Origin of the sequence: Virgibacillus phasianinus, from assembly GCF_002216775.1 — a bacterium.
GTDB classification, from domain to species: domain Bacteria; phylum Bacillota; class Bacilli; order Bacillales; family Amphibacillaceae; genus Virgibacillus_F; species Virgibacillus_F phasianinus.
This window is the reverse complement of sequence record NZ_CP022315.1, coordinates 4,059,986-4,071,214: the sequence shown is the minus strand read 5'-3', so window position 1 is coordinate 4,071,214 and position 11,229 is coordinate 4,059,986. Positions and strand designations below refer to the sequence as shown.

The following is an 11,229-nucleotide window of genomic DNA, read 5'->3' as shown; positions in this document are numbered from 1 at the left end:
GCTATACTACAATAGTTACTGTTAATGCAACACCGCCTAAAAAAACGGCCATCACATGATCCGCAATCTGATGGTCGTTTTGCATTGCCATAAGAAATATATTTATTCTGAAAATATATGTTACGATAAATATAGAGAATGTTCACATTACGAATAACTATAATCCATCCGTTTTCCTTATCCTTTCCAATTAACGGTGAATTCAAGAGGAGGAATAGCTCTATGAAAAACCCAGGGATTATTTTCTTTGAAAGAAATTTTCCAAGTGCAAATATGATTCTTATCAATGATCAGCTTCCGATCTTAATTGATACTGGTTTTGGAAGTGAAGCGATAGATACAGAGCAATTAATTAAAGATGCAGGTGTTCAGCCAGAGGAATTAGATCTCATTGTGAACACGCATTACCATAGCGACCATGTCGGTGGCAATTTTCATTTTCAACAAAACTATGGTGTTCCAATTGCCGCACATAAATGGGAGGCCGACTTAGCCAACTTTGGTGATCCGGAGTCCTGCAGCGCAGAATGGCTGGATCAGCCGGTAGAGCCTTACCGGGTCGATATAAAGCTCTCGGATAACGATGAAATTGATACAGGAAGCAGAACCTTGAAAGTCCTGCATACACCGGGACATACGTTAGGGCATATTTCGCTGTATGATGCTGATGAAGAGGTATTAATCGGCGGAGATCTTTTTCACAAAAATGATGTCGGCTGGTTAAATATCTTTCGGGAGGGTGTGGCATCTATCCAGCGGTCAATGGAAAGCTTGGAGCGGCTATCCACGCTCCAGATTCAGCAGGCATATTCCGGGCATGGGACGCAAATAGACAATCCACAAGCAGCCATTGATGCAGCAAGCAAGCGGTACGAAAAGTGGCTCAAAAATCCAGAAAAAGTTTCATGGCATGCCTGCAAGAGGATTTTTTCATTCGCATTAATCATTCAAAACGGAATGGCAAAGAATGAAATCAATGACTATCTGCTGCGGTGTGGCTGGTTCCAAGATTTTGCACGCTATTCTTTCCAGGTGCAGCCGGAGGAATTTATTCAGATCCTGCTCGATGAAATGATTCGTTCTGGAGCAGCAAGCTGGCAGGATAATTATTTAATCGCCACCGCTCCATATCAAGTACCGCAAAAGGAATGGAAGGGTAAGGATAGTAAGCCGAGAGATTGGAATGTGCAGGATTCGATTGGAAAACCTTAGTTTAGTAGACTGAGGTTTTTTTAAGAACAATTTTATTTGTCACTTTTTTTCTTCTTTAATGATTTTCAATATATCATGATAGTCTACATGATTTTTTTTCATTTGATTTTGCATTTTTCTTCTTAACTTCATAAAAGAATCAGACTGTGAGGGATTTGTTTTTTGAACTGTAGAGTGCATTTTTTTATCCTCCTTATTACACATACACATCACTTCCTTTTAAAATGATTATATGTGTAGCTTTTCTATATGTTGTCTTAATTATAACACATTCTGATTATTCTTAAATATATTCTGTCAACAAGAAAATGACATTTTTTCTGAGAAGGATTAGATGGATGAAGCACTGCACTAAACCCTTGTTGTATATGTTTACCTGTAGATAATTTATCTATTATAATAGAAATAAAGAGTAGGTGGATCATATGACCGATGAAATGGATAAAAATGTAGAAGATCAAATGAAACAGACGTTGGACGGATTAAAGGATGATAGACGGAAGTTTGAGGAAGAGCAGTTTAATAAATTCTGGGCGGAAATAAGCGTTCCTCTTACGTTGCAGAATGGTCTAAATAAATATACGAAAAACGAACTGGGCGAGATAAGAAAACATTTGGGAATAAAAAACGCCAGTAATTTGAAAAAGGCTGATTTGGCTGCGCTGTTACAGGAGAGGATACCTGAGCATCTAGAAAATATTTGCTTCTTATTTGATACGGAGCGATTTAAAATGCTAACAAAAATAGCCGATAAAGGTGGGTACATTAGTGCACCTAATTTAAAAGACGAACAAATCGATTATCTTCGTGCTACGGGTTTTCTATACACAGGAACGTATAACGGAGAAAAAATAGTAGCGGTACCAGATGAACTTATTGAAACAATCCGAACGTTAAAGAACTATTTAAATCTCCGGGCTTCCATTAGCAGGAATACAGATTGGATTAAGCTCTCGCAGGGACTGTTGTATTATTACGGTACATTAACTGCCACCCAACTGGTAGAAATGGTGGAGGAATATACGAAAGAGCCAATCGAATTTGGTGCATACCTTGATGTAATTTCAGAGGCCAATGCATATCGTCATGAAATTTATATTAATGAAGATGGCTTCTCAACTGGTAGAATACTTGATCCAAAAAGGGTAAAGCAAGAGCATCAGGCAAGAAGTGGCTTAGATTATTATCCGTTTACGAAACAACAGCTTCTCGCGGCCGGTGAACCAGAATTCGTTGATCGGAACAAAAGCTATCTGAATCTAGTCAACTTTCTTGTGAAAAATTTTGAAGTAGATCGGTCGGAAGCAGATGAAATGGTGGAGGAATGCGTCTATGCAACTAGAATTGGAGACAGTCCAAACAATATCCTAACTTTTTTAAGCTATTCCCTTGAATTTGATAATGGGGATGCCGTCCGTGCGCTAATGGATAAAGTTGTCGATCTGATGAACAACACGAGGGAATGGTTTTTGAAAGGATATACATCAAACGAGTTAAGCAAACAGGAGAAGAAAAAAGAGGCTAATCATAATGGCAAAACGGTTGTGAAGGTTGGGAGAAATGACCCATGCCCTTGTGGAAGTGGGAAGAAGTATAAGAAGTGTTGTGGTAGGTAGGAGTTGCAAAGAGGTCAATGTTCATTGGAGCATTGGCCTTTTTGAATATGTATTCCAATGTGCTGGTATTGTAGTTGAAACCCATTGGCAGGGAGTGTGTGCAACACGAAAATTGATCATGTCTAACCCTCTTTCTACCCGCATATATTTACGTAAGGTAAGATATGAAAGGTGTAGACAGGATAGGTGAAATCAGTATATTTCCTTTTATAAATGAATATACTATTAAGGATATTAATAAATAACAAAGTTAATTATATTGATTTTTCGTTAATATATAACTTATAATGGAGGTGAGAAGGGGAGAAAATCATGAGTTTAGCTGTATTTGAAGAAACAAAAAAGGATATTGAAACTGCCTATAAAGAAAAAAGTAAGTCAAAAATTGAAAAAGAAACGAGCTACATTTTAAGTCAATTAATTATGATCATGATGGGAACTTTTAAAGATCGAGTGAAAAGTGTTTCTATGGATGCCCGAACCATGGATTACAATGAAGAATATATCTATTCAGAAGATAATTACGGGGCTTTACTTGAATGGTTGAAGCAATTAATGATAATGGAATCACCTATTTCGAACGAAGAGTTTGGAAAGTTAAAAGTGGACTTTGAGGATTGGTATTACCGGATTGGTGGACAGAACATAGCCTTTGACTATCATGATGACTATCTGCTAACCACAAGTGAAGCTGCAAAAAAGCTCAATGTCTCCACCGTTACCATTAATAAATATTTGAATAGTGGGTTAGAGAAAATGGTAACAACTTCCCACCGGAAAATACCCAAACATGCTGTACAACTTTGGAGAAATCCAGAGTATTGTTTAAAAATGCAGATGAATTTCCAAGAAAACAAGTTGCGGAATCAATCGGCAGAAGAACGTTTGAAAGAAGTAGTGGAAGAAATACTTGAGTTTCAATTGAAATATAAAGTGGATAAGGTAGAAGAAGCTTTTCCAATGATAAACGAAGATATGATGGGTCAGCTGCAGGACTATTATGAATGGGATAGCTTGGAAGAAGAATACCGTGAGCTAAAACAAAAAGTGTCAGAGGAACGGTTGAATGCGAAATAAAAATCATGTACAAACGCCTCTCCGTCCCGCAAAAATCCCTGATATTTTGAAGAAATATGGACATCTTCTTACATCACATGAAAATGTTCCTGGCAAGGATCGAATTTATCCTAATTTGAAGAAAACAAATAATGTACTTTCTGTCTTATTTCCTTTAGAAGAGCATCCGGTACATGGAAAGACAGGATTACTTGCAACTGAAAAATATATTGATGGAATAGTTAGTAAATACTCTTATCAATGGAAAATCATTATTCCGAAGCTAGGAAAATTAAATCATCATATTTCAGCATGGGGAAATGATCCACATAATGCAACCTGGACAAGACCTGAATATAGGGTGGAGTCGGAGCCACACCATCATCATCACGTTTCTGGGGATTGGAAGGCAAGAAAGGAAAACTGGGATGTTTGGACGCTAAACGAAGCGTATTGGAACAATAGAGGAATTCTAAACATAATTAAATAGTAAAAAACATTAGACATCTGATCAAAAAGGTGTCTTTATTATGTGCATTTAAAACGACACCTCCAATTGTTAGTTCTGTCGAACAATTGGAGGTGTCATCATTTATAGGCGGTTTATACTTTGGCTGAACAAATATACTTTGATCATCAAACCCATCTAGATAGCCTTCATTTTATGGGCGAAGGGTAATACTGCTCTAAATTTCGATTGTATTGATAGTTTGAGTTATCACGTACTACCCTTAGAGGGAAAAAGTTGAAGGAGAACCTTCCAACTCACCTGCACTACTTTAATATATCCTTTAATTTTTTTTTAACATCTAATTAATGACTTCAACTTTTCATTTGGTGTTAGATCAAAGAATTACTTCAGTGAATCAGTAGTAAACCTTGAACATCTATATCTAAGAGATCCACATCACGTATGACATATTTTATTTAAAACCTTACTATTGGCACCAACATGTTAATGAAATATTCTTTTTTCTGACTCCTTCCACGAATGATCCGCTCACTGCGCATGTCGTCTTTGGAAATAAAAAAAGAAGATAGCGAGAAAATCTGTTATATTCTTAAAATTTTATTGTGTTACTAAAGAACTAGATATAGAATAAAGATAAAGTATAAAAAAAGTAAGAACACCGAGGTGATTCCATGGATATAAAGCTATTTCAGAAGACACAGAGGGGTTTAGCGGCGACTATAAACCTAGTAATTGATACATATTGGGAAGATGACATAAGTGAAGTTGAAATGATTGAAATAATTCAGAAGTTATATAGTAATAATCAGAATAAATTTCTTAAGGACAGTAGATTCACAACTGTTCTTCAGCAGCAATGTGGGAAGAGACGATTGGAAGTTGTTAGTAGGGTGTTAAATTTGTATTAAAAATACTATGAGTTGGCATAGAGTTCTGGATAAGCAATGGAATTATTTTAAGTTCTGATCAATATGCAGAGTGAATGTGGCTTTATATTGTATACAGTACTGGAGATGAGGGATACATATGCAAAAGCTTCTTGATAATAAGAAAATGGGATCCATAGGTGAAACTATTAAAAAAAATATAAGATCCAATGCTAAATTGTCGATTATGTCGGCTTATTTTACTATTTATGCATTTAATGCGTTAAAAAAGGAATTGTCAAAAGTTGATCGTGTTAAGTTTTTATTCACTGAACCATCTTTTACTAACACACCACATGATATAAAGGAAAGTACTGCCCAACTTCAAAGGGAACTTTCCCTTTCCGGCTTTGAAGATGAAGCAGGGTTTCGTAACTTGTTAACTCAGAGTAGGATTGCGAAGGAGTGCGCCGCATGGATACATGAAAAAGTGGATGTAAAGTCATTTAAAACATCTGTTCCAACCATGAACATGGTGAATGTTCAAAACCCAAGATATGACTCATTTACCATGTTTGGTAGTGCTAACTTCAGAAGTAGTAGCCTGGGATTTACTTATTCTGAAGATCCAGCCCTAACTACTTATACGGATGATAAAGCAATGACACAACAATACATTCAGTGGTTCGATACCTATTGGGAGGATCAGAATCAACTTGAGGATGTAAAAGAAGAATTACTTGATCAACTTGAAGTATTGTATCAAGATCATAATCCTGAATTTATTTATTTTGTTACTCTTTATCATATTTTTAAAGATTACTTGGATGAGCTTGATGAAGATACAATAGTGAAATCAAAAACCGGTTTTCATGAAACGGCTGTATGGAATAAGCTTTATAAATTTCAAAGGGATGGCGTTCTTGGTGCAATCGACAAGCTAGAAAAACATAATGGCTGTATTATTGCAGATAGTGTTGGGCTTGGTAAAACATTTGAAGCTCTAGCTGTTATTAAATACTACGAATTGCGAAATGATAGAGTTCTAGTATTAAGCCCTAAAAAATTACGTGAGAACTGGACGATATATACCCTAAATGATAAAAGAAATATCTTAGCTGCTGACCGCTTCAACTATGATGTTTTAAATCATACAGATTTGAGTCGCTACTCTGGCATGTCAGGAGATATTAACTTAGAGACTGTCAATTGGAGTAACTATGATCTGATTGTAATTGATGAATCACATAACTTTCGTAATAACGATGCAAGGAAGGATCATGAAACACGCTATCAAAGATTAATGAACAAGGTAATTAAGGCAGGTGTTAAAACAAAGATATTAATGTTATCGGCAACACCTGTCAACAATCGTATGAAAGATTTGAAAAACCAAATAGCCTTTATCACAGAAGGAAAAGACGATGCCCTAGAAAGAGTGGGGATTCATAGTATCGAAACATCGTTACGTAGATCACAGACTGCTTTTAATAAGTGGTTAAAGTTAGAGGATCATGAACGTAATACTGATCGACTATTAGAAATGTTAAATACGGATTATTTTAAGCTTCTTGACTCATTAACGATTGCACGTTCTCGTAAGCATGTTGAAAAATATTATGATTTAAAGGAGATAGGTAAATTTCCAACCCGTTTAAAACCAATTAATGAACATGCACCGATTGATAATCAAAATGAGTTTCCGTCATTGGAAGAGGTTAACAAACTCATAAATCGACTTAATTTAAGTGCCTACGCCCCTTTAAGGTATCTTTTGCCTGAAAAACGAACGGAATATAGCAAAAAGTACGATACTGTAATAAATAATACATCAGTACTAACTCAGTTAGATCGTGAGCTTAGTTTAATTCATCTTATGCGAGTCAACCTATTAAAACGGATGGAAAGTTCCATACATTCGTTTGGGAAAACTATTGCATCGTTACTTCATAGGGTTGATGACCTTATCTGCAAGTTGGATCATTACAAAGAGTATACTAATAGCGCGTTGAAAATTAATGAGATTAATATTGAAGATGATGAAATAGAAGACATGTTAATAGGTTCCAAAGTCAAAGTATTAATTCAGGACATGGATCGTATTAAGTGGAGACAAGCATTAGAAGATGATAGGCATTATTTAGAACTACTAATCACTGAAGCAGCGAAGGTACAACCACATCGTGATGAAAAATTACAATATCTAAAGCAACACATCAACAAGAAAATTAAAAAGCCAATAAACAAAAACAACCAAAAAATTATTATTTTTACAGCCTTTGCAGATACAGCTAATTATCTGTATGACAATATTTCCGGATGGGCAAAGGAATATCTTGGAATCCATTCAGCACTTGTTACTGGTTCTGGCAGTAATAAAACAACAATGAAGGGTGTAAAGACAAAAGATTTAAATGCAGTTTTAACACACTTTTCACCAGTATCAAAAGGTAGAGACACACTGTATCCAGATGCATCAGAAGAAATTGATATATTAATCGCCACAGACTGTATATCAGAAGGTCAAAACTTACAAGACTGCGACTATCTTGTTAATTATGATATTCACTGGAACCCTGTACGTATAATTCAACGGTTTGGACGAATTGATCGCCTAGGTTCGAAAAACGTTAAAATCCAGCTAGTAAACTTTTGGCCAAATATGGAACTGGATGAATATATTAATTTGGAAGCACGTGTAACAGGACGGATGGCATTAGTCGATATATCTGCAACGGGTGAGGAGAATGTTATCGATTACCAGGGCGAGAAAATGAATGATCTGGATTATCGTCGTAAACAGCTTGAACAACTTCAGGAGGAAGTAATAGATCTTGAAGAAATGTCGGGTGGACTATCTATTACAGACCTGACATTAAACGATTTTAAAATGGATCTGGTTGAATACATGGAGAATCATAAAGAAATGATTGAGAAAGCACCATTAGGATTATATGCAATCGCACCAAATCATTCAGACCCAGATTCAGATCTAAAACCAGGAGTCATTTTCTGTCTACGTCAAATTAATCAAAAAGCAACTATTCCAGATCAAAGTGCTTTAGAACCATATTACCTTATTTATATTGATGAAAATGAACGTATCTACTACAGTCACGTAAAAAGCAAGCAAATCCTTGATTTGTATCGGAAACTTAGTCTTGGTCAAACAGAAATTTATCCGGAATTAATTCATGCATTTGAACAAGAAACGGAGGAAATTAAGGATGTGGATAAGTATCAGTCAATGTTATCCAGTGCTACTGATTTCATCATCGGTAAAAATGAGGAGATGGGTATGGCATCGTTATTCAGTATCGGTGAATCCTCCCTTTCATATGATACATTCCAAAAAGCAGAAGACTTTGAGTTAGTTTCTTATCTTATCGTAAAGTAGGTGATTCAATGCGACGTCAACTTATTGACATTTTCGATATGCCGAAAAAAACAATCTTTAATCGTAAAATAGCGAAGAAACAATTTTATGAGCAAGGTCAATTAACACCTGATGAAAAAGAGCTGTTAACTACTGAAATTGAAAGCATCTATTTACTGGCTATCTGCAAACAGGATACTATAAAAATTTCTAAGTACGTTAATGAAGATAAACGGTATGAAGAAATCTATTGGCTATCCGTTTCATTTAAAACGATAAACAGGTATGAACGAATGGTGAAGCTGTTTCACAAAGTCTTGCCAAATCCAATTGTGATTATTGCATCCGATGAAAATGAGAACATCAGCATTAGTGCTGCGCATAAGAGGATAAACAACAATGATGAGACTAAGATAGCAGTTGGAAATGTAATTCAGTCACCTTGGATTAAATTATCGGATGTTAATGATGGAGTACAACGTTTTCTACAGCGGATTCGTTTTAATAACTTATCATATAGTAATCTCTGGGCGTTTTATGAAAGTGTACATTCAGCGATAACAATGAGCCTATTAATTGAAAATATAAGTACCTATCCAAAAATAAGTACATCATCTGAAGAATTATTACCTCTAATAACTTCATTTAATGATGTCGATAAAAGCATAGATCAACTTCGACAATTACAAAAAGAACAGCTTGATTTTGGGGGAAGATGGAACTCCATATGAAAATAAAGAAAAGGGAACAAGAAAAAGAACAGATATTGAAACAAATAAGGGAGTTGTGTTAGATGGATAAGCTAGACGGTAAAACATTCGATGTAGTTAAAGATAACATTGAGAAAATGAAAGAAATATTCCCTGACATATTTACAGAAGGGAAAATTGACATGGATAAGTTCATGTTGAATTTAGGTGAACATGTTGAAAAAGATAAAGAGCGGTATGAATTTACTTGGAAAGGTAAGACGGAAGCTATTCAATTGGCACAGAAACAGATTACTGGTACTCTACGGCCATATAAGGAAGAGAGTGTAAACTGGGATACAACTCAAAATCTTTACATTGAGGGTGACAATTTAGAAGTTCTAAGAGTACTCCAAAATTCTTATCGTAATAAGGTTAAAATGATTTATATTGACCCACCGTATAATACTGGAAAGGACTTTGTCTATAAGGATAACTTTCATGATAATGTTACAAATTATAAAGAAAAAATGGGTGATATATATAAGTCTAATGCTCTTACAAATGGACGTTTTCACACAGATTGGCTAAATATGATGTATCCAAGACTAAAGGTGGCCAAGAATCTTTTAAAAGCGGATGGCGTTATCTTCATAAGTATAGATGACAATGAGGTTGCCAATCTCAAAAAGATGTGTGATGAGATTTTCGGAGAGGAAAACTTTATAACAGAAATAATTTGGGAAAAGAAATTTTCTCCACAAAACGATGCCAAATATTTTTCGTTAAATCATGAACAATTACTATGTTATGCAAAGGATAAAACAAAATTTAATCGGAACCTACTCCCGATGACTGAAGAACAAAAAGCAAGATATAAAAATCCAGATAATGATCCAAGAGGCCCTTGGCAATCTGATAATTTGACAGTAGCCACATATAACTCAGATTATGATTATCCTATTAAGACTCCGTCAGGTAAGACAGTAGAACCTGTTGAAGGCAGATGTTGGAATACCTCAAAGACAAGGATGAATGAGCTTATTAATGACAATAGAATTTGGTTCGGCCCCAATGGCAAAAACACACCAAGGATAAAAAGGTTTTTATCTGACGTTCAACAAGGAAGAGTACCAATTAGTATTTGGTACCATAAAGAAGTAGGTCATACTCAGTCAGCATCACAAGATTTAAAGAAATTGTTCGGTAATAAAAAATACTTTGATTTCCCTAAGCCAGTAAACCTAATTAAAAAAGCCATTTATTTAGGTACAAACGAAAATGATATTGTACTAGATTTTTTTGCGGGTTCCAGCACTACTGCTCAAGCAGTGTTTGAGTTAAATGTTGAAGAGTATAAAAATCGTAAATTTATTATGGTCCAATTAGATGAACCATTAGATGAAAAAAGTGATGGATATAAAAATGGATATAGAACTATAAGCGACATCAGTAAAGACCGCATTCGACTTGCTGGAAAAAAAGTCTTTGAGGAAATTAAAGGAAATGAATATATCAGAAAAGTTGACATTGGTTTTAAAGCTTTTAAGCTAGACGAAACAAATTTACAAAAATGGGACGAAGAATCCTTTGATTTAGAACAAGACTTATTGAATATGATTGATCCGGTTAAAGAAGGGCGTACTCAGGAGGATGTTGTTTATGAAGTATTACTTAAGTATGGAGTAGATTTAACCATCCCTATTGAGAAGAAAAATATAGCTGGTAAGTCGGTCTATGATGTTGGTATGGGATATCTCTTAATTTGCTTGGAACGTGATATTACTTTAGACATCATTGAACAGATCGCAGAAATAAACCCAGCGCGTGTTGTTTTCTACGATGAAGGATTCAAAGATGACACTGTTCGAACAAATGCACAGCAAATCTTAAAACGTCACAATGTAGAGGATATTCGTGTTATTTAAGGGAGTGTTCAGTA

Annotated in this window: 9 protein-coding genes; 8 read left to right on the top strand and 1 reads right to left on the bottom strand. The window is 35.2% G+C overall.

Going from position 1 to position 11,229, the window contains the following annotated elements:
* The first annotated feature begins 222 nt into the window (after positions 1–222).
* The gene (locus CFK37_RS19825) at positions 223–1,212 is read left to right on the top strand and encodes an MBL fold metallo-hydrolase (RefSeq protein WP_089063485.1); all 990 of its coding nucleotides are present in this window, start codon (positions 223–225) and stop codon (positions 1,210–1,212) included.
* A gap of 39 nt (positions 1,213–1,251) precedes the next feature.
* On the opposite strand, the gene CFK37_RS20085 is transcribed toward CFK37_RS19825, so the two are convergent.
* Positions 1,252–1,392: a hypothetical protein gene (locus CFK37_RS20085; RefSeq protein WP_157724911.1), complete on the bottom strand. Its 141-nt coding sequence runs from the start codon at positions 1,390–1,392 to the stop codon at positions 1,252–1,254.
* Between the two features lie 245 nt (positions 1,393–1,637).
* On the opposite strand from CFK37_RS20085, the gene CFK37_RS19820 reads away from it, so the two are divergent.
* The 7 genes from CFK37_RS19820 to CFK37_RS19790 all read left to right on the top strand — a co-directional run bounded on the left by CFK37_RS19820 (position 1,638) and on the right by CFK37_RS19790 (position 11,215).
* The gene (locus CFK37_RS19820) at positions 1,638–2,828 is read left to right on the top strand and encodes an SEC-C metal-binding domain-containing protein (RefSeq protein ID WP_245837275.1); all 1,191 of its coding nucleotides are present in this window, start codon (positions 1,638–1,640) and stop codon (positions 2,826–2,828) included.
* 312 nt (positions 2,829–3,140) lie between these two features.
* Positions 3,141–3,905 carry a helix-turn-helix domain-containing protein gene (locus CFK37_RS19815; RefSeq protein WP_089063484.1) on the top strand — a complete coding sequence of 255 codons (765 nt, stop codon included), beginning with the start codon at positions 3,141–3,143 and terminating at the stop codon, positions 3,903–3,905.
* Positions 3,895–4,374 (top strand): DUF6516 family protein, encoded by a 480-nt coding sequence (locus CFK37_RS19810; protein WP_089063483.1) that lies wholly within the window; start codon positions 3,895–3,897, stop codon positions 4,372–4,374. Before CFK37_RS19815 ends, CFK37_RS19810 begins: the two co-directional genes overlap by 11 nt.
* Before the next feature lie 653 nt (positions 4,375–5,027).
* The gene (locus CFK37_RS19805; protein WP_089063482.1) at positions 5,028–5,264 is read left to right on the top strand and encodes a TIGR04540 family protein; all 237 of its coding nucleotides are present in this window, start codon (positions 5,028–5,030) and stop codon (positions 5,262–5,264) included.
* A 118-nt stretch (positions 5,265–5,382) separates the two neighbouring features.
* On the top strand, positions 5,383–8,619 hold the full coding sequence (locus CFK37_RS19800; RefSeq protein WP_172840540.1) for a helicase-related protein: 3,237 nt from the start codon (positions 5,383–5,385) through the stop codon (positions 8,617–8,619).
* Between the two features lie 8 nt (positions 8,620–8,627).
* Positions 8,628–9,329, top strand: coding sequence for a DUF4391 domain-containing protein (locus CFK37_RS19795; RefSeq protein ID WP_089063480.1), 702 nt, complete (start codon positions 8,628–8,630; stop codon positions 9,327–9,329).
* Positions 9,330–9,391: 62 nt separating this feature from the next.
* Positions 9,392–11,215 (top strand): site-specific DNA-methyltransferase, encoded by a 1,824-nt coding sequence (locus CFK37_RS19790; RefSeq protein WP_089063479.1) that lies wholly within the window; start codon positions 9,392–9,394, stop codon positions 11,213–11,215.
* Positions 11,216–11,229: the final 14 nt, after the last annotated feature.

Excerpts from the sequence above, each read along its gene's own strand:
- CFK37_RS19795 (WP_089063480.1), top strand. The coding sequence starts at position 8,628 with ATGCGACGTCAACTTATTGACATTTTCGATATGCCGAAAAAAACAATC.
- CFK37_RS19820 (WP_245837275.1), top strand. The coding sequence starts at position 1,638 with ATGACCGATGAAATGGATAAAAATGTAGAAGATCAAATGAAACAGACG.
- CFK37_RS19800 (WP_172840540.1), top strand. The coding sequence starts at position 5,383 with ATGCAAAAGCTTCTTGATAATAAGAAAATGGGATCCATAGGTGAAACT.
- CFK37_RS19815 (WP_089063484.1), top strand. The coding sequence starts at position 3,141 with ATGAGTTTAGCTGTATTTGAAGAAACAAAAAAGGATATTGAAACTGCC.
- CFK37_RS19805 (WP_089063482.1), top strand. The coding sequence starts at position 5,028 with ATGGATATAAAGCTATTTCAGAAGACACAGAGGGGTTTAGCGGCGACT.
- CFK37_RS19825 (WP_089063485.1), top strand. The coding sequence starts at position 223 with ATGAAAAACCCAGGGATTATTTTCTTTGAAAGAAATTTTCCAAGTGCA.
- CFK37_RS19810 (WP_089063483.1), top strand. The coding sequence starts at position 3,895 with ATGCGAAATAAAAATCATGTACAAACGCCTCTCCGTCCCGCAAAAATC.
- CFK37_RS20085 (WP_157724911.1), bottom strand. The coding sequence starts at position 1,392 with ATGCACTCTACAGTTCAAAAAACAAATCCCTCACAGTCTGATTCTTTT.
- CFK37_RS19790 (WP_089063479.1), top strand. The coding sequence starts at position 9,392 with ATGGATAAGCTAGACGGTAAAACATTCGATGTAGTTAAAGATAACATT.